The 22,575-nt window shown below is 71.5% G+C and carries 24 protein-coding genes and 1 pseudogene; 11 read left to right on the top strand and 14 right to left on the bottom strand.

Annotated elements, in window-relative coordinates; translation table 11 throughout:
* Positions 1 to 24 precede the first annotated feature (24 nt).
* Both ABZ823_RS21690 and ABZ823_RS21685 read right to left on the bottom strand, forming a co-directional pair.
* Complete coding sequence (locus ABZ823_RS21690) at positions 25 to 906, bottom strand: PHP domain-containing protein (RefSeq protein WP_361662683.1); 882 nt, start codon at positions 904 to 906, stop codon at positions 25 to 27.
* Between the two features lie 199 nt (positions 907 to 1,105).
* The gene (locus ABZ823_RS21685; protein ID WP_361662680.1) at positions 1,106 to 1,747 is read right to left on the bottom strand and encodes a DUF6758 family protein; all 642 of its coding nucleotides are present in this window, start codon (positions 1,745 to 1,747) and stop codon (positions 1,106 to 1,108) included.
* A 170-nt stretch (positions 1,748 to 1,917) separates the two neighbouring features.
* Here ABZ823_RS21685 and ABZ823_RS21680 point away from each other — a divergent pair, with 170 nt between their 5' ends.
* A complete protein-coding gene (locus tag ABZ823_RS21680) occupies positions 1,918 to 3,219 on the top strand; it encodes an MFS transporter (RefSeq protein ID WP_361662677.1) in 1,302 nt (433 codons plus the stop codon).
* A gap of 41 nt (positions 3,220 to 3,260) precedes the next feature.
* Here the strand turns inward: ABZ823_RS21680 and ABZ823_RS21675 are convergent, their stop codons facing one another.
* On the bottom strand, positions 3,261 to 3,845 hold the full coding sequence (locus ABZ823_RS21675) for a suppressor of fused domain protein (RefSeq protein ID WP_361662674.1): 585 nt from the start codon (positions 3,843 to 3,845) through the stop codon (positions 3,261 to 3,263).
* A 537-nt stretch (positions 3,846 to 4,382) separates the two neighbouring features.
* On the opposite strand from ABZ823_RS21675, the gene ABZ823_RS21670 reads away from it, so the two are divergent.
* Together ABZ823_RS21670 and ABZ823_RS21665 are read left to right on the top strand one after the other, a co-directional pair.
* The gene (locus tag ABZ823_RS21670; RefSeq protein WP_361662671.1) at positions 4,383 to 5,498 is read left to right on the top strand and encodes a magnesium and cobalt transport protein CorA; all 1,116 of its coding nucleotides are present in this window, start codon (positions 4,383 to 4,385) and stop codon (positions 5,496 to 5,498) included.
* A gap of 149 nt (positions 5,499 to 5,647) precedes the next feature.
* The gene (locus ABZ823_RS21665; RefSeq protein WP_361662668.1) at positions 5,648 to 6,178 is read left to right on the top strand and encodes a hypothetical protein; all 531 of its coding nucleotides are present in this window, start codon (positions 5,648 to 5,650) and stop codon (positions 6,176 to 6,178) included.
* A gap of 44 nt (positions 6,179 to 6,222) precedes the next feature.
* Here ABZ823_RS21665 and ABZ823_RS21660 read toward each other — a convergent pair whose 3' ends face one another.
* The gene (locus ABZ823_RS21660; RefSeq protein ID WP_361662665.1) at positions 6,223 to 6,978 is read right to left on the bottom strand and encodes a hypothetical protein; all 756 of its coding nucleotides are present in this window, start codon (positions 6,976 to 6,978) and stop codon (positions 6,223 to 6,225) included.
* A gap of 176 nt (positions 6,979 to 7,154) precedes the next feature.
* On the opposite strand from ABZ823_RS21660, the gene ABZ823_RS21655 reads away from it, so the two are divergent.
* From ABZ823_RS21655 to ABZ823_RS21645, 3 genes are read left to right on the top strand one after another with little or no spacing between them, the layout of a single operon-like run.
* The gene (locus ABZ823_RS21655; RefSeq protein WP_361662662.1) at positions 7,155 to 8,435 is read left to right on the top strand and encodes a CBS domain-containing protein; all 1,281 of its coding nucleotides are present in this window, start codon (positions 7,155 to 7,157) and stop codon (positions 8,433 to 8,435) included.
* Entirely contained in the window at positions 8,425 to 9,012 is a 588-nt protein-coding gene (locus tag ABZ823_RS21650; protein WP_361662659.1) for a DUF1003 domain-containing protein, read from the top strand. The genes ABZ823_RS21655 and ABZ823_RS21650 overlap by 11 nt, the downstream gene beginning before the upstream one ends.
* Before the next feature lie 44 nt (positions 9,013 to 9,056).
* Positions 9,057 to 10,190, top strand: a complete 1,134-nt coding sequence (locus ABZ823_RS21645) for an Mrp/NBP35 family ATP-binding protein (RefSeq protein ID WP_361662656.1) — start codon at positions 9,057 to 9,059, stop codon at positions 10,188 to 10,190.
* A 111-nt stretch (positions 10,191 to 10,301) separates the two neighbouring features.
* Here ABZ823_RS21645 and ABZ823_RS21640 read toward each other — a convergent pair whose 3' ends face one another.
* From ABZ823_RS21640 to sigE, 5 genes and pseudogenes are all read right to left on the bottom strand, one after another.
* Positions 10,302 to 10,961, bottom strand: a complete 660-nt coding sequence (locus ABZ823_RS21640; RefSeq protein ID WP_361662653.1) for a hypothetical protein — start codon at positions 10,959 to 10,961, stop codon at positions 10,302 to 10,304.
* A gap of 242 nt (positions 10,962 to 11,203) precedes the next feature.
* Positions 11,204 to 11,650: a sec-independent translocase gene (locus ABZ823_RS21635; RefSeq protein WP_361662650.1), complete on the bottom strand. Its 447-nt coding sequence runs from the start codon at positions 11,648 to 11,650 to the stop codon at positions 11,204 to 11,206.
* A gap of 199 nt (positions 11,651 to 11,849) precedes the next feature.
* A pseudogene (locus ABZ823_RS21630) lies at positions 11,850 to 12,167 on the bottom strand (PDZ domain-containing protein); the annotation flags it as partial.
* 229 nt (positions 12,168 to 12,396) lie between these two features.
* The gene (locus ABZ823_RS21625) at positions 12,397 to 13,380 is read right to left on the bottom strand and encodes a zf-HC2 domain-containing protein (RefSeq protein WP_361662647.1); all 984 of its coding nucleotides are present in this window, start codon (positions 13,378 to 13,380) and stop codon (positions 12,397 to 12,399) included.
* The gene (gene sigE, locus ABZ823_RS21620; protein WP_361662991.1) at positions 13,377 to 14,075 is read right to left on the bottom strand and encodes an RNA polymerase sigma factor SigE; all 699 of its coding nucleotides are present in this window, start codon (positions 14,073 to 14,075) and stop codon (positions 13,377 to 13,379) included. Before sigE ends, ABZ823_RS21625 begins: the two co-directional genes overlap by 4 nt.
* A 129-nt stretch (positions 14,076 to 14,204) precedes the next feature.
* Here sigE and ABZ823_RS21615 point away from each other — a divergent pair, with 129 nt between their 5' ends.
* A complete protein-coding gene (locus ABZ823_RS21615; RefSeq protein WP_361662644.1) occupies positions 14,205 to 14,999 on the top strand; it encodes an O-methyltransferase in 795 nt (264 codons plus the stop codon).
* Between the two features lie 118 nt (positions 15,000 to 15,117).
* Here ABZ823_RS21615 and ABZ823_RS21610 read toward each other — a convergent pair whose 3' ends face one another.
* Complete coding sequence (locus tag ABZ823_RS21610) at positions 15,118 to 15,285, bottom strand: DUF3117 domain-containing protein (protein WP_003966491.1); 168 nt, start codon at positions 15,283 to 15,285, stop codon at positions 15,118 to 15,120.
* A gap of 374 nt (positions 15,286 to 15,659) precedes the next feature.
* Here ABZ823_RS21610 and ABZ823_RS21605 point away from each other — a divergent pair, with 374 nt between their 5' ends.
* Positions 15,660 to 16,463 carry an enoyl-CoA hydratase-related protein gene (locus ABZ823_RS21605; protein ID WP_361662641.1) on the top strand — a complete coding sequence of 268 codons (804 nt, stop codon included), beginning with the start codon at positions 15,660 to 15,662 and terminating at the stop codon, positions 16,461 to 16,463.
* A gap of 89 nt (positions 16,464 to 16,552) precedes the next feature.
* Here the strand turns inward: ABZ823_RS21605 and ABZ823_RS21600 are convergent, their stop codons facing one another.
* Together ABZ823_RS21600 and ABZ823_RS21595 are read right to left on the bottom strand one after the other, a co-directional pair.
* The gene (locus ABZ823_RS21600; RefSeq protein WP_361662638.1) at positions 16,553 to 17,134 is read right to left on the bottom strand and encodes a DNA-3-methyladenine glycosylase I; all 582 of its coding nucleotides are present in this window, start codon (positions 17,132 to 17,134) and stop codon (positions 16,553 to 16,555) included.
* Positions 17,131 to 17,478 (bottom strand): DivIVA domain-containing protein, encoded by a 348-nt coding sequence (locus tag ABZ823_RS21595; RefSeq protein WP_361662635.1) that lies wholly within the window; start codon positions 17,476 to 17,478, stop codon positions 17,131 to 17,133. Before ABZ823_RS21595 ends, ABZ823_RS21600 begins: the two co-directional genes overlap by 4 nt.
* A 151-nt stretch (positions 17,479 to 17,629) precedes the next feature.
* On the opposite strand from ABZ823_RS21595, the gene folP reads away from it, so the two are divergent.
* Positions 17,630 to 18,490, top strand: coding sequence for a dihydropteroate synthase (folP, locus tag ABZ823_RS21590; protein WP_361662632.1), 861 nt, complete (start codon positions 17,630 to 17,632; stop codon positions 18,488 to 18,490).
* A 78-nt stretch (positions 18,491 to 18,568) separates the two neighbouring features.
* On the opposite strand, the gene ABZ823_RS21585 is transcribed toward folP, so the two are convergent.
* Together ABZ823_RS21585 and dapE are read right to left on the bottom strand one after the other, a co-directional pair.
* Entirely contained in the window at positions 18,569 to 19,327 is a 759-nt protein-coding gene (locus ABZ823_RS21585) for a TIGR00730 family Rossman fold protein (RefSeq protein ID WP_361662628.1), read from the bottom strand.
* A gap of 192 nt (positions 19,328 to 19,519) precedes the next feature.
* On the bottom strand, positions 19,520 to 20,599 hold the full coding sequence (gene dapE / locus ABZ823_RS21580) for a succinyl-diaminopimelate desuccinylase (RefSeq protein WP_361662626.1): 1,080 nt from the start codon (positions 20,597 to 20,599) through the stop codon (positions 19,520 to 19,522).
* A 97-nt stretch (positions 20,600 to 20,696) separates the two neighbouring features.
* On the opposite strand from dapE, the gene ABZ823_RS21575 reads away from it, so the two are divergent.
* Positions 20,697 to 21,659, top strand: coding sequence for a heavy metal transporter (locus ABZ823_RS21575; protein WP_361662623.1), 963 nt, complete (start codon positions 20,697 to 20,699; stop codon positions 21,657 to 21,659).
* Positions 21,660 to 21,982: 323 nt separating this feature from the next.
* A complete protein-coding gene (locus ABZ823_RS21570; RefSeq protein ID WP_361662620.1) occupies positions 21,983 to 22,465 on the top strand; it encodes an ATP-binding protein in 483 nt (160 codons plus the stop codon).
* Positions 22,466 to 22,575: the final 110 nt, after the last annotated feature.

Genomic DNA, 22,575 nt, shown 5'->3' with positions numbered 1-22,575 from the left:
GCCGGGTGCCTGCTGAGGCAGGGGCTACTTACGGAAGGGCTGGACGCTCCGGCGTCCGCCGGTCCCCGGCACCGGGAACGCGCCGGTGGCCCGCCGGGTGATCTCCCCGTACACCTCCGGATCGGTGGTGTAGTCGCCGAGGAGGCACGTCTTGCGGGTGCCGTGGTAGTCCGAGGAGCCCGTGACGAGAAGTCCCAGCTCCTGCGCGAGCCCGCGCAGCCGCGCCCGGGTCGCCGGATCGTGGTCCATATGGTCGACCTCGACGCCGTCGAGACCGGCGGCGGCGAGGTCGGCGATGGCGGACTCCGGCACGGTGCGCCCCCGCTTCGAGGCGGCGGGGTGCGCGAAGACGGTGACCCCGCCCGCGGCCTTGACCAGCCGGATCGCCTCGAAGGGATTCGTTTCGTGCTTCTCGACGTAGGCCCGGCCGCCGTCGGCCAGCCACTCGGGGGTGAACGCGTCCGAGACGCTGTCCACGACACCGAGCTCGACCAGGGCGGAGGCGAGATGCGGGCGCCCGACCGAGCCCTCGCCGGCGATGCGCGCCACCTGCTCCCAGGTGATCGGCACGCCCAGCTCCCGGAGCTTGGCGATCATGGCCTGGGCCCGCGGCACCCGGTCGTCCCGGACCAGTTCGCGCTCGGCGAGCAGGCGGGGCTCCTCGGGATCGAAGAGGTAGGCCAGCATGTGCATGCTGATGCCGTTCCACCGGCAGGAGAGTTCGGCGCCGGTGACGAGGGTCAGGCCCTCGGGCAGCGCCTTTGCCGCCTCCGCATGGCCGCGGGTGGTGTCGTGGTCGGTGAGCGCGACGACGTCCAGTCCCGCGGCGGCGGCGCGCAGCACCAGCTCGGCCGGGGTGTCCGTACCGTCGGACGCGGTGGAGTGGGTGTGCAGATCGATGCGCACGACACGGACTCCAGGCGGTGACGGGGCGGACAGGGACGCTCAAGGATAACGGGAGTTCCGGCCCCCCTGTCACACCCGCAGCCCCAAGGCGCCCCCTACGAGCCGACCACTAGCAGGGAGTCAGTGCAGCCCTGCGCACACGAGGCCCTCCCCGGCGCCCGGCGGAGTCGCCGTACACCCTCCGGCCGGGGGCCCCGCCTCACGGTTCGAGCAGACGCGGCGACAACGCCCCGATCGGCAGGAGGTCCACTTCCGCCCCCGCGTCGCGCAAGTCGGTCAGCACCAGTTCGTCGTACATGAGCATGCCCGTCTGCTCGGGCCAGACGACCGCCCACAGCCACAACCCGCGCGCCTCGCCGGCGAAGACCGCCCGGTCGTCGGGAGTGCCCGAGACATGCCACAGCGGGGTGGGGCGCCCGACGGCGAGCACCTTGGCCTGGGGCGGCTTCTCGACGTTCAGATAGGGGCCGGGATCCGGGCCGTCGATGCCCGCGTAGCGCGCGCCGAGACCCACACCCAGTTCCTCGGCGACGAGGATCAGCTCGCCCACACCGCCGAGGGGCCCGGGACCCGAGCAGGCCACGGCCGTCGCACGGCCGCCACTGCGGTCGTCGCCGGCGTAGGCCACGCCCGTGAACAGCCAGCCCACCGGCAGTGGCCACGGCATCCACACCGGCACCCGGGCACGGTGCACCACGACGCTGAGGGCCTCGACGCTGGGCGGGATCACGGGCTGCAGCGGATGCACGTTCCCGTGCACATCGCACTGCCAGGAATCGGCGAAGAGTCCGGGAGCCCTGACCCGGCCACCACACTTCGGGCAACTGGGTTCGCCCCTCATAGGGCCCCACGGTCCTCCCCGTCCCGCGCCGCGTCAAGGACGATCACCCGTCCGGCGTGTGCCCGCACGTCGGCCGTACCGGGGAACTGGATGGTAGTTGCATTAATTAGCCCACCTAACTTAATATATGTAAACGCCAACCATTTGTCGCGAGGACTGCGAGGACACTCATGAGCAGCAGCACAGGAGGAGCCGGCACAGCGGCGACCGGTGCGGATCCGTTCGACGCGGGAGCCGGCGGCCTCCTACGCCAGCCGAAGGCCGTCTGGGCGACCGCGGGCGCGTCCGTCGTCGCCTTCATGGGCATCGGACTCGTCGACCCGATCCTGCCGTCCATCGCCCAGGGCCTGAAGGCGACGCCGAGCCAGGTCTCCCTGCTCTTCACCTCGTACTTCCTGATCACCGCCGTCGCGATGCTGGTGACCGGCTTCGTCTCCAGCCGCATCGGCGGCCGCAGGACGCTCCTGCTGGGTCTCGCCTTCGTCGTGGTCTTCGCGGGCCTCGCGGGCACCTCGCACTCGGTGGCCCAGCTCGTCGGCTTCCGGGCCGGCTGGGGACTCGGCAACGCGCTGTTCGTCTCCACGGCCCTCGCCGTCATCGTCGGCGCGGCGGCCGGGGGCAGCGCCGCGGCCATCCTGTTGTACGAGTCGGCGCTCGGCCTCGGCATGGCCTGCGGTCCCCTGCTCGGCGCACTGCTCGGCAACATCAGCTGGCGCTACCCGTTCTTCGGCACGGCCACCCTGATGGCGATCGGCTTCCTGTGCATCACGGCGTTCCTGAAGGAGCAGCCCAGGCCCGCGCGGAAGACGTCGCTGCTCGATCCGATCAAGGCGCTCGGCCACGGAGGCCTCGCCTCCGCGGCCGTCTCCGCGTTCTTCTACAACTACACGTTCTTCACCGTGCTGGCCTTCACGCCGTTCGTGCTGAACATGACGCCGTACAAGTCGGGTGCCGCGTTCTTCGCCTGGGGCCTGCTGCTCGCCGTCTTCTCGGTGGTCGTGGCGCCGCGCATGCAGGAGCGCTTCGGCTCGCTGAAGGTGCTCGGCGGCTCCCTGGTACTGCTGGCGGCCGACGTCGCCGTACTCGGCTACGGCGACCACACCACCGCCATCGTCTGCACGATCCTCTCCGGTGCCTTCATCGGCGTGAACAACACGGTCTACACCGAGCTGGCCCTCGGGGTCTCGGACGCCCCGCGCCCGGTGGCGAGCGCCGGCTACAACTTCGTACGGTGGTTCGCCGCCGCGGCCGCGCCCTTCCTCGCGCCGAAGATCGAGGAGTGGAGCGATCTCCACATGCCCTTCGTGGTGGCGGCGGTCACCGCGGTGGTAGGCGCGCTCGTGGTCCTCGTACGGCGGAAGGCGCTCACCGTCTCCCCGTCTCGGCTTCACTCGAGCGGGGGAACCCCCATGGCGGAGGAGTCGGAGGCGCGTCACGCCTCGGACGACGGCGTCACCGTCTTTGCCAACTGACGACTTCCGGCCAGTGGTTGGTGAGCTTGCTCACTCCCCTGTCAGTCCAGGAGGACGGACCTGCGGGACGGATCCCGCAGGTCCGTCCCCTGCGTCAGCCAGCGCTCCCGGAGGGCCTGGGCCCCGTGAACCCGCTTCCAGGCGGCCTCGTTCGGGGTCATCGGCAGCAGCGGCAGGAACCGTACGGGGTCCAGGGGCGGGTCCAGCTCCAGGTCCTCGACCAGGCCGCCCGGCTCGGCGACCAGGACGGAGGTGAACGGGGCGCCCGGCCACAGCGGTTCGCCCACGTCCAGTGAGGCGCCAGGAGCCACCACCACCCCCTCGACCTGCGGGGAAGCGGCCAGGACGGCGAGTGGGCGGAGCGCCTTGTCGGTGTCGGCGAGGCCGCCTCGGACGGAGAGGACCAGCTCGGCCCGGGGCCCCTTGAGGGGATCGGCGAGCATCGCGGCGGGGTCGGTCATCGGCTGGGCCGACATGCCGAGGGTGGCATAGCGGAGGACGTCCCCTTCCCGGAAGCGCAGTACCTCGACGCGGTCCGTGCCGAGGAAGGTGACCGCCGCACGGGCGTCCGGTTCGCCGAGCGCGGTACGCAACCGGGCCTCGACCAGAGCAAGAACATCGACCATGCGGCGAGCATAGAACTCGTCAGTACCGGGCAAAGCCGCGCCTTGACACTTCGGTCGGCTGATACTCTTGGCCGGTGGTTTCGGGCAGCACGCTGAAGCGGTGCGATCGAGTCCCGGACACCGTGAGACTCCCCTACGGGGAGATGGATCGTCCCTCACCAGGGACCGGCCGGAGGAGGTGGGGCTGGCATGGATCGAAGTCGACCGTGCAGTACCACCCGCTCTTCCGACCGCTGATGTAGCTGCTCTGGCTGGCTGCCGCCTCTCACCTGCGCGCCGTGTTTCGTGCGGATCCCCGGGGGACCCGCTTCGAATCCCTCCGTGCACCGCGGAAGAGCACTTCGTTTCGTTTCACCTGATCTGTCTGATCTGAACCCGTAACGAAGCCCGCCACCGCGACGGTGCGGTGCTCCCCGCTTTGCGGACGTGCCAAACCTCTTCTGCCGAAAAGGCAGGAGACGACTCGTCAGGACGTCCCCATTCCGGGCAGTTCCACCCGTCGTCGGCGCCTTCGTTGCCCGTGCGAAGGAGCCCGCCATGTCGATGATCCGTGACCTGCGCGCCGTGGTCCGCCCGTCCCGCCCCTCGCTGCGCAAGGACACCAGCGCGTACGACGCCACGCGCGATCCCGCGACGCCGTCCGCCGTCGTCGACTGCGCCGTCTACCGCGACGGGGTCCGTGTGCGGACCCAGCAGCCGCTGACCCCGCACGAGGCGATGCGGCAGGTGCGACGCGACGGGGGCTTCGTGTGGATCGGCCTGCACGAGCCGACCGATGCGGAGTTCGCCGGTATCGCGAGCGACTTCGGGCTGCACCCGCTGGCCGTCGAGGACGCGGTGCAGGCGCACCAGCGCCCCAAGCTGGAGCGCTACGACGACTCCCTCTTCACCGTCTTCAAGACCATCCACTACGTCGAGCACGACCGGCTGACCGCCAACAGCGAGGTCGTCGAGACCGGCGAGGTCATGTGCTTCACCGGTCGGGACTTCCTCATCACCGTCCGGCACGGCGGGCAGGGCTCGCTGCGGGCGCTGCGGCGCAGGCTCCAGGACGAGCCCGAGCTGCTGGGCAAGGGCCCGTCGGCCGTGCTGCACGCGATCGCCGACCACGTCGTCGACGGGTACATCGCGGTGGCGGACGCGGTCCAGGACGACATCGACGACGTCGAGACGGAGGTGTTCTCGCCCGGCCGGAAGGGAACCCCCCGGGGCACCGACGCGAGCCGGATCTACCAGCTCAAGCGTGAGGTGCTGGAGTTCAAGCGGGCCGTGGCGCCGCTGCTGCGGCCGATGCAGCTGCTGAGCGAGCGGCCGATGCGGCTGATCGACCCCGACATCCAGAAGTACTTCCGTGACGTCGCCGACCACCTCGCCCGGGTGCAGGAGCAGGTCCTCGGCTTCGACGAGCTGCTGAACTCGATCCTCCAGGCCAATCTGGCGCAGGCGTCCGTCGCGCAGAACGAGGACATGCGCAAGATCACCGCGTGGGCGGCGATCATCGCCGTGCCGACGATGGTGTGCGGTGTGTACGGCATGAACTTCAAGCACATGCCCGAGCTGCACTGGAGGTACGGCTACCCCCTGATCATGGGGGTCACGGTGGCCATCTGCCTCGGCATCCACCGCACACTGAAGCGGAACGGGTGGCTCTGACACCCTCTGGTCTAGCGCTACGACCGGAAAGGTTCGGCGCGATGCTCCGCCTTGCGATGTTCCCCCAGCTACCGCTGGGAGGTGCGCCCTGCACCGGACGCCGCGAGCTTTCCGGCAAACCTTTCCGGCCACGGCACTAGGCTGGGCTCATGACAAGCGAGCTGCTCGAGAGGGCCCTCGTCGAGGAGGCCACCAAGAAGTCCGGGCTGATCTGGGTCCGGGCCGCGTCGGCGGACGACGCGGGCTCCCCGGCCGTGCCTGCGCGTGCGCTGTGGCACGTGTGGCACGAGGGCGCGGCATACGTGGTGGGCGACGGTCCCGGTGAGCAGCCGCTGCCCGGCCTGGCCGACGGAGGCGACGCGGTCGTCACGGTGCGCAGCAAGGACAAGGGCGGCCGGATCGTCTCCTGGCCCGCGCGGGTGGCGGAACTGACGCCGGGGACGCCGGAGTGGGAGGGAGCGGTCGCCGAGCTGAAGGGCAAGCGGCTGAACGCCCTTGACGGCGAGGCGATGCCCGAGCGCTGGCGCCGCGAGTGCCGGGTGCTGCGGCTGGAGCCGCGGGGCGGGACGGTCCCGCTGCCGTCCGACTCCCAGGCCGCTCCCCCGCCGCCGAGCCCGGCCGTGACCCGCCGCCCGATCCCTGCGGCCCTGCCGCGGCTCCTGCGGCGCAAGCGCCGCTGAGGCGGCGGGCCCCCACGACTGCCGGCGGCCAGGCGAGCCCCCGGTCAGGAAGACGGCAGCTGCTTTCCGTAGTCCACGGTCTCCTGCTTGGACGGCTCCTTGAGCGCGAAGTCCTTCCCCCAGTCCGACAGGCGGAGCGTCCCCGCGTTGCCGGCGCGCACCAGACGCAGCGGGTAGGGGACGCCCTCCAGGGAGACGTCCAGGGTGCCGCCGGAGCCCTTGTCGCCGGTGATGCGGACCGTGCGGACGCCGTCCTGCTCCTGACGGCCGCCCGTCGCGAGGGCGCCGTGCAATGTGAGCAGCCCGTCGAGCAGCAGGTCCTTGTCGGTGAACCCACTGAAGCGCTGGTAGGCCGGATCACCGGACGGCACCTTGACGTACTTCCCCTCGAGCTTGCTCGCGGCAGCGGCCGAGCCCGCGCCGCCCCGCTCGCCGTCCTCGTGCTTCCAGAACGCGGCGTCGGCCTTGAGGAACAGGTGCTCGCCCACCCGCAGCAGCCGGAACGTACCGTTCTTCGAGGTGACCGATCCGCTGCCCCCGTCGTCCTTCAGCCGCATGTCCAGGGTGTAGGTGGCGCCGTTGCTGACGACGGTCCCCGACAGCCGCACCGCCGACGCCGACTTCGCTGCCGTCCGCGTCCGGCTCTGGATCTTGTCGGCCGGCAGCTTCCCCACCCCGTTGGTTCCCGCGTCCGGGTCGCCGCTACTGCACCCCAGGAGCCCCGTTCCCGTCACGACCAGCGCGCACATCGCGCTCACCAGTGTGGCCGCGCGGGTACGGCCCTGGGGGATTGCAGTCACGGGTGGGGCTACCTCTCATGCGGGTGTCCTCATCGGCGTACCGCAGATTACCGGTGCGCGCGACGCCTTCCGGAGTCAGTCCGTCCGCACCTTTCGCCAGGGCGTACGACAACGGGACGGGCTAGCCTGAAGCCCACCCGAACGGATAAAACGGCCACGAACAGGAGGCGGCGGGCATGGCGGCTGGCGCCCCTCGCATCTTCGTCTCGCACCTGGCCGGTGTCGCCGTCTTCGACCCCAACGGCGACCAGGTGGGGCGCGTGCGCGACCTCGTCGTCATGCTGCGTGTGGGCCGGCGCCCCCCGCGGCTGCTCGGGCTGGTCGTCGAACTGACCACCCGCCGCCGTATCTTCCTGTCCATGACCCGGGTCACAGGCATCGAGTCCGGCCAGGTCATCACCACCGGTGTGCTGAACGTGCGCCGCTTCGAACAGCGGCCCACCGAGCGGCTCGTCTTCGGGGAGCTGCTCGACCGCCGCGTCAAGCTGGTCGAGACCGGCGAGGAGGTCACGGTCCTCGACCTCTCCGTGCATCAGTTGCCGGCCCGCCGCGAGTGGGAGGTCGACAAGGTCTTCGTACGCAAGGGGAAGGGCGGGGCGTTCCGGCGCAGCAAGGGCGAGACGCTGACCGTCGAGTGGTCCGCCGTCACCGGGTTCTCCCTGGAGGAACAGGGGCAGGGCGCCGAGAGTCTGCTGGCCACCTTCGAACAGCTGCGTCCCGCCGACCTCGCCAACGTGCTGCACCATCTGTCCGCCAAGCGCCGCGCCGAGGTGGCCGCCGCCCTGGACGACGACCGGCTCGCCGACGTCCTCGAACAGCTACCCGAGGATGACCAGATCGAGATCCTCGGCAAGCTCCAGGAGGAGCGCGCCGCGGACGTCCTGGAGGCGATGGACCCGGACGACGCCGCCGACCTGCTCGCCGAGCTGCCGGAGGACGAGCAGGAGCGGCTGCTGAGCCTGATGCAGCCCGCCGACGCGGCCGACATGCGCCGCCTGATGGCGTACGAGGAGAAGACCGCGGGCGGTCTGATGACCACCGAGCCGATCGTGCTGCGGCCCGACGCGACCATCGCCGATGCGCTCGCCCAGGTCCGCAACGCGGATCTGTCCCCCGCCCTCGCCGCCCAGGTGTACGTCTGCCGCCCGCCGGACGAGACGCCCACCGGCAAGTACCTGGGGACCGTGCACTTCCAGCGGCTGCTGCGCGATCCGCCGTACACCCTCGTCAGCGCCCTCGTCGACGACGACCTGCAACCTCTGGCGCCCGACGCCCCCCTCCCGGTCGTGGCCGGGTTCTTCGCGACCTACGACATGGTGGCCGCGCCCGTGGTCGACGAGTCCGGCTCGCTGCTCGGCGTGGTGACCGTGGACGACGTACTGGACCACATGCTGCCGGAGGACTGGCGCGAGACGGAGTTCGACCTGAGCGACGAGGGGGCCGCCCATGGCACCTGACCGCGAGAAGATGCCCTCCGGCGCGACCGCCGCCACCCGCTCCCAGGCCCATCGCCTCCGGCTCGACCAGCCGCAGCCCCGGCGCACCCGGGTCCTGCCGGAGTGGGACCCGGAGGCCTTCGGACGCCTGTCCGAGCGGATCGCCCGCTTCCTCGGGACGGGGCGTTTCATCGTCTGGATGACGTTCGTCATCTTCATCTGGCTGGTGTGGAACGTCACCGCCCCGCACCACCTGCGCTTCGACCCGTACCCGTTCATCTTCCTGACCCTGATGCTGTCCCTTCAGGCCTCCTACGCGGCCCCGCTGATCCTGCTGGCGCAGAACCGTCAGGCCGACCGCGACCGGGTGAACCTCGAACAGGACCGCAAGCAGAACGAGCGGTCCATCGCGGACACCGAGTATCTGACCCGGGAGATGGCCGCGTTGCGCAGCGGGCTCGGCGAGGTCGCCACCCGCGACTGGATCCGCTCCGAGCTCCAGGACCTGATGAGGGAGCTCGAGGAGTACCGGCGTCCCGACGGGCACGGCGTATTCCCGGCGGAACACGCGCGCGGACGTGATGTAGACGACCGGTGACGGGGCTTTCCGTGGGCCCCGGCGCGCGCCGTACCATCGTGCTTATGGCTACGGAAGATGCGGTGCGCGAGGCACTGGCGACGGTGAACGACCCCGAGATCCAGCGACCCATCACCGAGCTGGGGATGGTCAAATCGGTGGAGATCGGTGCGGACGGAGCGGTCGCGGTCACCGTGTACCTGACGGTCTCCGGCTGCCCCATGCGCGACACGATCACCCAGCGCGTCACGGACGCGGTCTCCCGCGTGGAGGGTGTCACCCGGGTCGACGTCACGCTCGACGTGATGAGCGACGAGCAGCGCCGCGAACTGGCCACCGCCCTGCGCGGGGGCCAGGCCGAGCGCGAGGTCCCGTTCGCCAAGCCCGGCAGTCTGACCCGGGTGTACGCGGTCGCCTCCGGCAAGGGCGGCGTCGGCAAGTCCTCCGTGACGGTGAACCTGGCGGCGGCGATGGCGGCCGACGGGCTGAAGGTGGGCGTCGTGGACGCCGACATCTACGGCCACAGCGTGCCGCGCATGCTGGGCGCGGACGGCCGCCCCACCCAGGTCGAGAACATGATCATGCCGCCCCAGGCGAACGGCGTGAAGGTCATCTCGATCGGCATGTTCACCCCGGGCAACGCGCCGGTCGTCTGGCGCGGCCCGATGCTGCACCGCGCCCTCCAGCAGTTCCTCGCGGACGTGTTCTGGGGCGACCTCGACGTGCTGCTGCTCGACCTGCCGCCCGGCACGGGCGACATCGCGATCTCGGTGGCCCAGCTGATCCCGAACGCCGAGATCCTGGTGGTGACCACCCCCCAGCAGGCGGCCGCCGAGGTGGCGGAGCGGGCGGGCTCCATCGCCGTACAGACCCACCAGAAGATCGTGGGCGTGGTCGAGAACATGTCCGGGCTGCCCTGCCCGCACTGCGGCGAGATGGTGGACGTCTTCGGCACGGGCGGCGGCCAAAGGGTCGCCGACGGCCTCACCCGCACGACCGGTACGACGGTTCCGGTGCTCGGCTCCATCCCCATCGACGTCCGCCTGCGCGAGGGCGGCGACGAGGGCAGGCCGGTGGTGCTGACGGACCCGGACTCTGCTGCGGGCTCGGCCCTGCGCTCCATCGCGGGCAAGCTCGGGGGCCGGCAGCGGGGCCTGTCGGGTCTGTCGCTGGGGATCACCCCGAAGAACAAGTTCTAGGACGCCACAGGGCTCGCGGCGCCGGGTGTTCCTGGACGCCCGGTCTCCGGGACGCCTACGAGGGCTCGGGCCGCCGTCGTCGCGACGGCGGCCCGGGCCCTCGTACGCCTGTCAGGCGACGTAGGCCTGAATGTCCTTGATCATCGCGAAGCCCAGTCCGTAGGCGCTCATGCCCCGGCCGTAGGCCCCCACGTGCACCCCCGCCTGCGTGGACCCGGCGAGGACCCAGCCGAACTCGGACTCGCGGTAGTGGAACGGCGTCGGCACGCCGTCCACGGGCAGGGACAGGGTGGACCAGGCCGGGCCGGCCAGGTCGTCCGCGAGGACCCACGCCGTCTCGGTCTGCTGGTCGAGCCAGTCGTCCCGCAGGCTGTGGTCCAACTGGCCGGGCCAGGTGAACGACAGCAGGCCCACACCGGCCAGCCAGGCCGCGGAGGAGACCGAGGTGGCCTCCAGCACCCCGGTGCCGTCCGCGCTGCGCCGTACGGGGTTGGCGGCGACCGTCACCACGACCGCGAACCGCTCCTTGTCCTCGGTGGCCTCGTGGCGCACGGAGGGCTCGTCGCCGTGCCCGACCGACCCGTGCTCCACGGCCCCGTCGGCGGCGGTGCACACCTGCATCAGCCAGCGCGGGCCCGTGAACGCCTCATCGAGGCCGTACCAGGGGAAGGACGCCTGCTGGTAACCGTCGACCGTGCCCCGGGCGAAGGGGAGCCGCGCTCCGCCCTCCGCGGCGGGCGACTGCGCGCCCACCCGACTCGTCGTCTCCATCTGCCCGGACGCCTCCTCGCTCTCGTCGGACCCGAGCGGCCCGCCCCCCACGGGCGTCCTCGCTCCCAAACGGTCCGCGCAACAACTGGGCAGCATAGCCACAGCGGTCCGAACCGCAGGGAAACGCCCGGCGCGTACGTCCCCTTGGCCGTCGCAATACCGCCGCCCGCGCGCCATTGGGTGTATGGCCTGCGTCACGTGGCCGCGGCCGTGCCATGCCGACGGCCGCGTCCGTGGACGGCTCAGGTGGCGTCCGCGTCGAAGGGCGGGTGCTCCTCGGGGCCCGGCTTCTCGGGCTTCTTCGTCATGTCGACGGTGCCGCCGGCCGAGGAGGACGGGGACGACGGCGAGGACGGGGACTCGGACTCGCGGCTGTGCACCGCGTCCGTGACCTCGGCCATCTCCTTCTTCAGGTCGAAGCCGTTGCGGATCTCCTTCAGCCCCAGCTCGTCGTTGTCCAGCTGCTTGCGGATGAACGTCTTGGGGTTGAGGTCCTCGAACTCGAAGTCCTTGAACTCGGGGCCCAGCTCGTTGCGGATGTCCTGCTTGGCGCTCTCCGAGAACTCCCGGATCTTCCGGATGGTGCGCGTGACGTCCTGGATCATCTTCGGGAGCTTGTCCGGACCGAAGACGAGCACGGCGAGGACAACGAGCGTCACGAGCTCGAGCGGTCCTATGTCATTGAACACCTGAAGCTCCTTGCGAGGTCCTCGGTCCGCGGCCCTCGGTGGTCGGGCGGGTCTTCCGTGGTCCGGGCCGGATCCACGGTACCCGGCCCTCCCGCCGTATCGGTACCGTCCCGGCCTGGCCGTCCGCGTGTACACGCCGGGTTTTCCGGGATGTTTGCCTTGTGGGGCGTCTTTCGTCGGTATGCCTGTCAGGTTGGCGTCAGCGGTCCGCGGTGCCGAGGACGAGCGTGATCGTCCGGGGCCCGCCGTCGCCGCACCACGGTCAGTTCCAGACGGTCGCCGGGGCGGTGCGCGCGGGTCTTGACGATCAGTTCCTCCCAGGAGTGGCCGCGGGCACCCTCGACCTGGGTGATCACATCGCCGGGCCTGATTCCGGCCTTGTCGCCGGGTCCGCCCCGGGTGACGGCGGGGCTGCCATCGGTGCCCTTGCGGCGACCCGGGCGCCGTCACCCGTGAAGTCCATGTCGAGCGTCACACCGATCACCGGGTGGGTGGCCCTGCCGGTGTTGATCAGCTCGTAGTCACCGCTGGAGCCGCCGACCGGGGCACTGGCGGCCTCGGGCGCCTCCTTCTCGGCGCCGCCCGCAGGGTCCGGCCTCCCCTCGCTCATGCTCTTCCCACACCCGGCCCCGGCACGACGGCGCCGCGGTCGCCGCTGGATCGTCGATTCCGCGCCGGAACGCTTCCGCGGGCGCGGTCCACCACGGACTCAACCAGGTTCGCGGGTCGACCCGCGAACGCCCGGTTCAGTGGGCGATCTGCGGGGAGGGTGACGGGCTGGGGGAGGCGGGCGGCGCCGGCGCCATGAGCAGCCCGGGAGCCATGATCCCCGGGGCGGCCGACCAGGACGTCAGCGTGAGCGGTGCGGTCTGGGCGAGCGGGCGTATCAGAGGGGACATCGCTGCGGCCCCGGCCACCACGGGAGCCGTCAGAGCAGACATCTCCGAGGCGTCCCGCGCATCCGGAGTGCGTCCCGTGGGCAGCAGCGGGGCCGACGCCTTTGTGGTGGCGACGGGCGCCTGGCTCGGCGACCGCTGCCCGAGCAGCGGACCTGCGCCCCGCCGTCGCTGGGTAACGGGTGCCGTGGCCCCGCCCGTGCCGGGCGAACGCATCGGGATCACATTGCTTCCGGTGCCCGATCCACGGGCCTCCGCGCCCATGTCGGTCGTGACACCCGTCGACACCCCGCCGAGGGCGATCGCGGCCAGCGACACGGCGCCGGCGGCGGCGAACGCGAACCGCCGCCCGCGTGAGGCCGAGCGCTCGGTGTCCTGACGGCCGACGTGATGGATACGGAACCCCTGGTCCCCGGAAAGCGCCTGGCCCTCGGACGGGGACAGCGCCGTGGCGTGCGGCCCCGCCGGAACGTATCCGAAGGGCTCACCCCTCACTCCGAAGACGCCCGGCCCCGGGGGCAGTCCGGCGGCCGACGGCAGTCTTCTGCCGAAACCACCCCCGCCGAGCGGCGTACCGCCGCCGTCGACGTCACCTCCCGAGGGCAGGCCCTGAAGGCGGGCCAGGAAGCTTTCGGAGGGCGGCGGGGGGGCCGCCTCCGCGAAGACGTTCTTCAGCCGCCGCTGGGCGTCGGCCTCGGCCTTGCACTTCGCGCACGTGGCCAGATGGGCCAGCACACGCTCGCGCGTCTCATGACCGAGCTCTCCGTCCACGAGTGCGGAGAGACGGTCTCCCAGGTGCTGCTCTGCCGGTGTGGGGCGACGGGATCCACTCACGCGGTCGCGCCCCCTCCCCCCAGCGCGGGCACGCGGGGCATGAAGGTCCGCCGCTCGGCCCGGGCCTCGGGCGAACGGTGTGCCAGGGCCTTGCGCAGCTGCGAACGGCCGCGGTGGATACGGGACCGGACCGTGCCGAGCTTGACGCCCAGGGTCGCGGCGATCTCCTCGTACGACAGTCCCTCGATGTCGCAGAGAACGACGGCGGCGCGGAACTCGGGCGCGAGGGTGTCCAGGGCCTGCTGGACGTCCGCGTCGAAGTGCGCGTCGTTGAAGATCTGCTGCGGGCTGGGCTCCCGGCTGGCCAGCCGCTCGGCCGCGTCCTCGCCGAGCGCGTCGAAGCGGATGCGCTGCTTACGGCGGACCATGTCCAGGAAGAGGTTCGTGGTGATGCGGTGCAGCCAGCCCTCGAAGGTCCCCGGCGTGTAGGTCGACAGGGAGCGGAAGACCCGGACGAAGACTTCCTGGGTCAGGTCCTCGGCGTCGTGCTGGTTTCCGGTCAGGCGGTACGCCAGACGGTAGACCCGGCCGCTGTGCGTGCTGACGATCTCCTCCCAGGTGGGCGGCGTCCACGCCTGCGAGTCCGCGTCGGTGGCGAAAGTCGCGGTCTGCGCGGTGTCGCCAGCGTGGTGCGTGTCAGCGATGTCGGTCACGGATTTCGGCTCACCCGACGACCTGAGAAGGCGCCGCAGCACTCCTCTCCGATCCACAGGCGCAGCCGCACCTCCCCTGTCGGCTCTGGTGGTGTCCAGTGGAGCCCCTACCCTAGCCACCTCGCCCGTTAGCTCCGGATAAGCGGTTTTAAGAGAAATTGATGTGCGCTGATGCGGCTGCGTCAGCACTTGCTCGGCGCCCAGGTCCACCGGAATTCCCCCGTCCTTGCCCGGCTGCTCTTCCCACCCTTCCAAACGCCCGGTCCCATCTGCGGGTTCCCGCGGCCAACGGATACAGTCACGCCCAGGCAATCACGGGGACAGGAGAGGGTCATCACCGGCAACCGGCACACGAGCTGGGCGTTCGCCGACGCCTATCTCGCCGAGGACGACGCGCTGCGCTGGGCCCGTGACCGGGCCCGCGACGCAGGGCTGCGCTCGGTGTCGCCCGGCACGGGCGCGGCCCTGCGGTTGCTCGCCGCCTCCGTGGACGCCAAGGCGGTCGCGGAGATCGGCACCGGATGCGGCGTCTCCGGTATCCATCTGCTGCACGGCATGCGGCCGGACGGCGTGCTGACCACGGTGGACCCGGAGCCGGAGCACCAGCAGTTCGCCCGTCAGGCGTTCCGGGCCTGTGGCTTCGCCCCCAACCGTGCCCGGTTCATCCCGGGCCGCGCCCTGGACGTACTGCCCCGGCTCGCGGACGCCGGCTACGACCTCGTCTTCTGCGACGGTGACCGGCTGGAGGTGCTCGACTACCTCGCTGAATCGTTGCGCCTGCTGCGGCCCGGCGGCCTCGTCGTCTTCGAGGGTGCCTTCGCCCACGGCCGCACGGTGGACTCGGGCCCGCAGCCCACCGAGGTCCTGCGGCTTCGGGAGCTGCTGCGCACCGTCCGCGAGAGCCCGGACCTGGTGCCCTCGCTGCTCCCGGTGGGTGACGGACTGCTGTGCGCGGTCAAGCGCTGACCGAGCGGGGGTGCCGGGCCACGCGGGCAGCGGGACGCGCCGAGCGCGCGCCGGGACAAAAAGCAGTCCCCGGCGCCGCGTACGATGCCGGGGACCCGAAATCGGGGTCGCTTTCGCGTCAGCCGACGACCTTCTTAAGGGCGTCGCCGAGCGCGTCGGCCTCGTCAGGGGTCAACTCGACGACGAGCCGACCGCCGCCTTCGAGCGGAACGCGCATGACGATGCCCCGCCCCTCCTTGGTCACCTCGAGCGGGCCGTCGCCCGTCCGCGGCTTCATGGCCGCCATGCTCGTTCCCCTTCCTGAAACCAGCTCATCGTCAGCCGACGGCCCCTTGAAGGGCACGTGACCCCTTACGGGACACGCGACACCGGCATCGAACACATTGCTTCCCAGCCATTATCCCGCATCTCAGGACCCGATGACCAACATCAGTCGGCATCGCTTGCGCAACACGCCCGACCAAAACCACTCAATTCGGCGATGGGGCTGTGATACTGCACCGCCGCAGGAAGATCCGCCGACCGGATACGGACGGACATTGTTTGACGCAGGTCACACGTCCGGTCCGGTACGTGGCGGTTGATCTCCGCCATGCTGTCCTTCGCACGCAGGGCGTACCGACCGGTACGACATCAGCCGCGACACCGGAGGGGACCACCATGGCCGACACCGTGCTCTACGAGGTGAACGACGGACTCGCGACGATCACGCTGAACCGTCCCGAGGCGATGAACGCGATGAACACCGAGGCCAAGGTCGCCCTGCGGGACGCGGCCCGGGAGGCGGCGGCCGACGGGGCCGTGCGCGCGATCCTGCTCACCGCGGCCGGGGAGCGGGCGTTCTGTGTGGGCCAGGACCTCAAGGAGCACATCGGGTTGCTCCAGTCGCAGGACGCCGGCTCGGACGCCGGGGTGATGAGCACCGTACGGGAGCACTACAACCCCATCGTGCGAGCGCTCACGGGCGCGGCGAAGCCGGTGGTCGCGGCCGTGAACGGGGTCGCGGCCGGCGCCGGCTTCGGTTTCGCGCTCGCCGCCGACTTCCGCGTCGTCGCGGACACGGCGGCCTTCAACACCTCCTTCGCGGGCGTCGCGCTCACCGCGGACTCGGGGATCTCCTGGACGCTGCCCCGGGTCGTCGGCGCCTCCCGCGCCGCGGACCTGCTGCTCTTCCCGCGCAGCATCAGCGCCCAGCAGGCGTTCGAGTGGGGCATCGCGAACCGGCTGGTCCCGCAGGCGGAGCTGCGCGCCGAGGCCGAGAAGACCGCCCGTTCGCTGGCCGAGGGGCCGACGCTGGCGTACGCCGCTCTGAAGGAGTCCCTCGCCTACGGCCTCTCCCACTCCCTGGACGAGTCCCTGGAGAAGGAGGACGAGCTGCAGACGCGCGCGGGGGCGTCGCAGGACCACAGGATCGCGGTGCAGGCCTTCGTGAACAAGGAGAAGCCCGCCTATCTGGGCCGCTGAGCACACCTGCGCGCGACTGCGGGTGCCCGCGCCGCGCGGTGGCCAACCGCGTGCCCACGGGGTGCACGCGTGGTCACCGCGCCGCGCGGTCAGCCGCGCCGCGCGGCGCAGTCGGCCAGATGGTCGTCGACCAGCCCGCAGGCCTGCATCAGCGCGTACGCCGTCGTGGGACCGACGAAGCGGATGCCGCGCTTCTTCAGCGCCTTGGACAGGGCCGTCGACTCGGCGGTGACCGGCGGAACGTCGGCGAGGGTCCTGGGGGCGGGGCGGGAGGCCCTGTCGGGGGCGTACGACCAGATGAGTTCGTCCAGCTCTCCGGGGCCCCACTCGGCGAGGACGCGCGCGTTGGCGAGCGTCGCCTCGATCTTGGCGCGGTTGCGGATGATGCCCGGGTCGGCGAGCAGGCGCTCCTGGTCGGCGGCCGTGAAGGCGGCGACCTTGACGATCCTGAAGTCCGCGAAGGCGGTCCGGAACCCCTCGCGGCGGCGCAGGATCGTGATCCACGACAGGCCCGACTGGAAGGCTTCGAGGCTCAGCCGTTCGTACAGCGCGTCGTCGCCGTGGACCGGGCGGCCCCACTCCTCGTCGTGGTAGGCCACGTACTCCTCGGCGGACAGGGCCCATGGGCAGCGCAGCACCCCGTCGGGCCCCGCCACGGCCGCGCCGCTCACTGGGGCTCCCCCTCTGCGGGCCGGATGTGGGTGTGGCCGGACGCGCGGGCCCCGGCGAGCGCGGCCTCCAGGTCGGCGATGCGGGCGTCCCGCTCGGCGATCTCGGCGCCGAGCCGGCCGAGCGCGTCGTCCACGTCCGCCATGCGGTAGCCGCGGACGGCGAGCGGGAAACGCAGGGCGTCCACGTCCGCGCGGCCCACCGGGCGGTCCGGCGGCAGCGGGTCGTCGAGCCGCTCGGGCGCCGCCTCCGGCAGAGGGCCGCTCTCGCCGCCGCCCACCACGGCGAGTGTCACCGCGGCGACCACGACGGCGAGCGCGACGACCAAGAACAAGAACATGAGCATCACTGAGGTCCCCACGCTCGGTGCCGGCGCGTGCGCGCCGGCACGGAAGTGCAGCTGTCGAATGTGTCCGGCTCCGATCGTGCCATGCGACGCTGACAATTAAGGTCGCAGGCGGCCAGGGAACGGGACCTACGGGAAGAGGTCACAGAGGATGCTCAGGCTGGGCAGACGGGAATTCGGCGCGCACGAGCCGGTGATCATGGCGATCGTGAACCGGACCCCGGACTCCTTCTACGACCAAGGTGCCACGTTCCACGACGAACCGGCCCTCGCGCGCGTGGAGCAGGCGGTGGCGGAGGGTGCCGCGATCATCGACATCGGCGGGGTCAAGGCCGGGCCGGGGGAAGAGGTCACGGCCGAGGAGGAGGTCCGGCGCACGGTCGGTTTCGTCGCCGAGGTGCGGCGCCGCTTTCCCGATGTGGTGATCAGCGTGGACACCTGGCGGCACGAGGTCGGCGAGGCGGTGTGCGAGGCGGGCGCGGATCTGCTGAACGACGCCTGGGGCGGGGTCGATCCCCGGCTGGCGGAGGTGGCGGCGCGGTACCGGGTGGGTCTGGTGTGCACGCACGCGGGGGGCCTGCAGCCGCGGACCCGCCCGCACCGGGTGACGTACGACGACGTCATGGCGGACATCCTGAAGGTGACGCTGGGGCTCGCCGAGCGGGCGGTCGCCCTGGGGGTGCCCCGCGAGTCGGTGCTGATCGATCCGGGGCACGACTTCGGGAAGAACACGCGGCACAGCCTCGAGGCGACCCGCCGGCTGGACGAGATGGTCGCCACGGGCTGGCCGGTGCTGGTGTCGCTGTCCAACAAGGACTTCGTGGGCGAGACGCTCGACAAGCCGGTGAAGGAGCGGGTCCTCGGAACCCTGGCGACCACGGCGGTGTCGGCCTGGCTGGGTACGCAGGTGTACCGGGTGCACGAGGTGGCGGAGACACGGCAGGTGCTGGACATGGTGGCGTCGATCGCCGGGCACCGCCCGCCGGCGGTGGCGCGACGGGGCCTGGCCTAGACCGTTGCCTCCGGGTGCGGCGCCGGGCCGGCACCCGCCACGGGCGTCTCGCGTCGCCGGCCCGGGATGGGCGCCCTACTAGCGTCCCGCCTCCTTGGAGACCAGCGCCACGGCCTCGTCGACGTCGTCCGTGAGGTGGAACAGCAGCAGGTCCTTCTCGGCGGCCTTGCCCTGGGCCACCAGGGTGTCCTTCAGCCAGTCGACCAGGCCGCCCCAGTACGACGTGCCGTACAGGACGATCGGGAAGCGGGTCACCTTCTGGGTCTGGACCAGGGTGAGGGCCTCGAAGAACTCGTCCAGCGTGCCCAGGCCGCCCGGCAGGACCACGAAGCCCTGCGCGTACTTGACGAACATCATCTTCCGGACGAAGAAGTACCGGAAGTTCAGGCCGATGTCGACGTACGGGTTCAGTCCCTGCTCGAACGGCAGCTCGATGCCGAGACCGACCGAGATCCCCTTCGCCTCGCACGCGCCCTTGTTCGCCGCCTCCATCGCGCCGGGGCCGCCGCCCGTGATCACGGCCCAGCCCGCCTCCACCAGGCCGCGTCCGAGCCGCACGCCGGCCTCGTACTCCGGCGAGTCCACCGGCGTGCGCGCAGAGCCGAACACACTGATGGCGGGAGGGAGTTCGGCCAGCGTGCCGAACCCCTCGATGAACTCCGACTGGATGCGCAGGACGCGCCAGGGGTCCGTGTGCACCCAGTCGGTGGGGGCGCGCTCGTCCAGCAGCCGCTGGTCCGTGGTGCTCTTCGTCACCTGGTCCCGTCTGCGCAGCACGGGACCGAGCCGCTGCTCGTCCGGCGGTGTCTTCTTGCCCTGGGGGTTGCCAGTGGGCATCTGCGCTCCCTCCGCGTCGGGGGCCTCCCCCGCTCGTCGGGGGCACCCCGGCTCGGGCGAAGCCGGGAGCCGGAGTGAGGCCGGGAACGAGGAAGGTCGTACCACCCCAGCGTAGATCCGCGAGGGTTACGGACGGGGGACGTGTGCATGTCCGCCACGGACCACCGCGGCGAGCCCGAGGGCCGCCACCGGTCAGGACGTCAGCCAGGACCGCAGGCGCTCCTCCCCGGCGAGGATCTTCGCCGTCTCCACGCGTTCGTCCCGCTTGTGCGCCAAGTGCGGGTTGCCGGGGCCGTAGTTGACGGCCGGGACGCCGAGCGCGCTGAACCGGGAGACGTCCGTCCACCCGAACTTGGGCTGGGGGGTGCCGCCGACCGCCTCGATGAACGCCGCCGCTGCCGGGTGGGAGAGGCCGGGGAGCGCGCCGCCGCTGTGGTCGGTCACGACGAACTCCGCCACTCCGCAGTCCGCGAACACCTCGCGGACGTGCGCGATCGCCTCCTCCTCGCTCCGGTCCGGCGCATAGCGGAAGTTGACCGTGACCACGCACTCGTCCGGGATCACGTTGCCGGCCACTCCGCCCGAGATGCCCACCGCGTTCAGGCCCTCCCGGTACTCCAGGCCGTCGATCACCGGGTTGCGCGGCTCGTACGCGGCCAGCCGGGCCAGGATCGGGGCCGCCGCGTGGATCGCGTTGGAGCCCATCCAGCCGCGCGCCGAGTGCGCGCGCTCGCCCTGGGTCTTCAGCTGGACCCGCAGCGTGCCCTGGCAGCCGCCCTCGACCTGGGCGTCCGAGGGCTCCAGCAGGACCGCGAAGTCGCCTTCCAGCCACTCCGGATGGGCCTCGGCCACATGCTTCAGTCCGTTCAGGTGTGCCTCGACCTCTTCGTTGTCGTAGAAGACGAACGTGATGTCGCGGTTGGGCTCGGGGACGGTCGCCGCGATGCGGAGCTGGACCGCGACGCCCGACTTCATGTCGCAGGTGCCGCAGCCCCACAGCACACCGTTCTCGTCCAGGCGGGAGGGCACGTTGTCGGCGATGGGGACCGTGTCGATATGGCCCGCCAGGACGACCCGCTCCGGACGGCCCAGGTCGGTCCGGGCCACCACGTTGTTGCCGTACCGGTCGACCCTCAGATGCGGCAGGGAGCGCAGTGCCGTCTCGATGGCGTCCGCGAGGGGCTTCTCGGTTCCGCTCTCGGAGGGGAAGTCGACAAGCCGCGCGGTGAGCTGTGCGGCGTCCAGCGTGAGGTCAAGCGGGGTATCGGCCATGCCATCGACCCTAGCGCGCCGCATGGCGCGCGCCCGCCCTGACGAGTTGTCCACAGCCTCGGGCAACCCCCTTGAACGCCTCCAGTACCTTGTACGCGTGTCAGAGCCGTACCCCCAACCCAAGCGCCGTGGCCGCCTTCTCCGTTTCGGGGCGGCCCTTGTGGTCCTGCTCTCCGTAGCGGGCTATCTCGCCGTTCAGCACCTCACGGGCTCTGCGGCGCCGAGATGCCGGGTGGTCTCCGGCAAGGGCGACGGCGCGTCGTACCAGTTCACACCCGAGCAGGCGGTCAACGCGGCGACGATCTCCGCCGTCGGCACCACGCGCGGCCTGCCCGAGCGCGCGGTGACCATCGCGCTCGCGACCGCACTCCAGGAGTCGGGCCTGCGCAACATCGAGCACGGCGACCGGGATTCGCTCGGCCTGTTCCAGCAGCGTCCCTCGCAGGGCTGGGGCACCGAGAAGCAGATCATGGACCCGACCTATGCCGCGACCATGTTCTACGACCACCTGGCCAAGGTGCCGGACTACACCGGGCTGCCGCTGACCGTCGCCGCACAGCGCGTGCAGCGCAGCGGCTATCCGGAGGCGTACGCGAAGCACGAGTCGGACGCCGCGCTGCTCGCCGCCGCGCTGACCGGGCGGTCGGCGGCCACGCTGACCTGCCAGGGGCGTCCGGCCCCGGCCGGAGCCGGCGGTCCGGACGCGGTACGGGCCGCGCTCGTACGGGACTTCGGGCGCGATGTGCTGCAAACGGCCGGCGCGGAGGTGGGCGCCCGCACCTCGTCGCCGTCCCCCACGGCCCCGGCCACGGCGAGACCGAGCGCCGGCACGGTCACGATCCCGGTGCCCCGGAAGTCCACCGCCACGGGAACCGCCCGCGAGCGTGGCTGGGAGCTGGCGCACTGGGCCGTGGCCAACTCGTCGGCGCTGCGCATTTCGCGCGTCTCCTTCGCGGGCCGGGTGTGGGCACGCGGCGGGTTCGCCGACGAGTGGCGCCCGACCGGTGCCCCCGGCGCACAGGCCTCGGCCGAGCAGGTCCGGATCGTCACCGGGGAGTAGCCCGGCCGTCAGTACGAGTCCTCACCCCTCCGGGTCATACGCGGCGCGCCTCGTCGACGGGGCGCGCCGCTGTGCGCGCCGCCAGGGCCGACTGTGCCGAATCCTTGGGAACACAGGGGTGTAAGGATTCGGCAGCCTTTCGGGCCGATTGCCGTTTGCCCGATTTCCTCCCCAACCGATAATGCGACACATTGCCAACTCTTTACGTCGGCGCACCGCAACCTTCGGGGGCTTCGAGCGGTAGTCACTGCGTCCGAGCCCGGAACGATCAACTTCCGGGCACGGTCGGACACTTCACCGTTCCCCTCCGTCTAAGGAGCATCATGTCCCTCCCCCTGACCCGCCGGATCGCCCGTGCCGCGCTGCTCATCGCAGCGGGAGCGGCGCCCGTGGTCGGTGCGGCCGGCTCCGCCGGCGCGGCGACGGCCGACCTGCCGGCCACCCCCGACCTCGGTGGGCTGACCGCCCTGGACCACACGCAGGTCGGTCCCACCGTCGACGGTGCGGCCCAGAAGGCCGACGGTGCGGCCCAGAAGGTGACCGGGCTCGCGGGTGACGCCGGCGGCCAGGTGGTCAAGACCGGCGGCCAGGCGGTCAAGAAGGCGGTCCCGACGGCGGCCAGGACCGTGGGGACGGCCGGCAAGAAGGCCACGCCGCTCGCGCAGAAGGTCGCCGGGGACGCGACCGGGCAGGCCGGCGGACTGCTCGGCGAGACCGCCCGGAGCGGGCTGCCGGGGCAGCAGCTCCCGGTGCAGCAGCTTCCGGTGCAGCAGCTTCCGGTGCAGGGCCTGCCGCTGCACGGCTGAGCGTCGGCCGCGTCACGGCGGAGGGGTCCGGGGAGCTGCTCCCCGGGCCGGAAGCGGAGGGAGACCGGTGCGCACCGCGGGGTCCGCGACGGTGTAACAAGACGGTGTGA

It is taken from the genome of Streptomyces sp. NPDC047079, assembly GCF_040643755.1.
GTDB lineage: Bacteria > Actinomycetota > Actinomycetes > Streptomycetales > Streptomycetaceae > Streptomyces.
The sequence above is the reverse complement of the archived record's forward strand: the minus strand, read 5'-3'. Positions and strand labels throughout refer to the sequence as shown.

What these genes read in the sequence shown, in the direction of transcription:
- ABZ823_RS21685 (WP_361662680.1), bottom strand. Translation starts at nt 1,747, where the DNA reads ATGAGGGGCGAACCCAGTTGCCCGAAGTGTGGTGGCCGGGTCAGGGCT.
- ABZ823_RS21680 (WP_361662677.1), top strand. Translation starts at nt 1,918, where the DNA reads ATGAGCAGCAGCACAGGAGGAGCCGGCACAGCGGCGACCGGTGCGGAT.
- ABZ823_RS21675 (WP_361662674.1), bottom strand. Translation starts at nt 3,845, where the DNA reads ATGGTCGATGTTCTTGCTCTGGTCGAGGCCCGGTTGCGTACCGCGCTC.
- ABZ823_RS21670 (WP_361662671.1), top strand. Translation starts at nt 4,383, where the DNA reads ATGTCGATGATCCGTGACCTGCGCGCCGTGGTCCGCCCGTCCCGCCCC.
- ABZ823_RS21665 (WP_361662668.1), top strand. Translation starts at nt 5,648, where the DNA reads ATGACAAGCGAGCTGCTCGAGAGGGCCCTCGTCGAGGAGGCCACCAAG.
- ABZ823_RS21655 (WP_361662662.1), top strand. Translation starts at nt 7,155, where the DNA reads ATGGCGGCTGGCGCCCCTCGCATCTTCGTCTCGCACCTGGCCGGTGTC.
- ABZ823_RS21650 (WP_361662659.1), top strand. Translation starts at nt 8,425, where the DNA reads ATGGCACCTGACCGCGAGAAGATGCCCTCCGGCGCGACCGCCGCCACC.
- ABZ823_RS21645 (WP_361662656.1), top strand. Translation starts at nt 9,057, where the DNA reads ATGGCTACGGAAGATGCGGTGCGCGAGGCACTGGCGACGGTGAACGAC.
- ABZ823_RS21640 (WP_361662653.1), bottom strand. Translation starts at nt 10,961, where the DNA reads ATGGAGACGACGAGTCGGGTGGGCGCGCAGTCGCCCGCCGCGGAGGGC.
- ABZ823_RS21615 (WP_361662644.1), top strand. Translation starts at nt 14,205, where the DNA reads ATGCGGCTGCGTCAGCACTTGCTCGGCGCCCAGGTCCACCGGAATTCC.
- ABZ823_RS21610 (WP_003966491.1), bottom strand. Translation starts at nt 15,285, where the DNA reads ATGGCGGCCATGAAGCCGCGGACGGGCGACGGCCCGCTCGAGGTGACC.
- ABZ823_RS21605 (WP_361662641.1), top strand. Translation starts at nt 15,660, where the DNA reads ATGGCCGACACCGTGCTCTACGAGGTGAACGACGGACTCGCGACGATC.
- ABZ823_RS21595 (WP_361662635.1), bottom strand. Translation starts at nt 17,478, where the DNA reads ATGCTCATGTTCTTGTTCTTGGTCGTCGCGCTCGCCGTCGTGGTCGCC.
- folP (WP_361662632.1), top strand. Translation starts at nt 17,630, where the DNA reads ATGCTCAGGCTGGGCAGACGGGAATTCGGCGCGCACGAGCCGGTGATC.
- ABZ823_RS21585 (WP_361662628.1), bottom strand. Translation starts at nt 19,327, where the DNA reads ATGCCCACTGGCAACCCCCAGGGCAAGAAGACACCGCCGGACGAGCAG.
- dapE (WP_361662626.1), bottom strand. Translation starts at nt 20,599, where the DNA reads ATGGCCGATACCCCGCTTGACCTCACGCTGGACGCCGCACAGCTCACC.
- ABZ823_RS21570 (WP_361662620.1), top strand. Translation starts at nt 21,983, where the DNA reads ATGTCCCTCCCCCTGACCCGCCGGATCGCCCGTGCCGCGCTGCTCATC.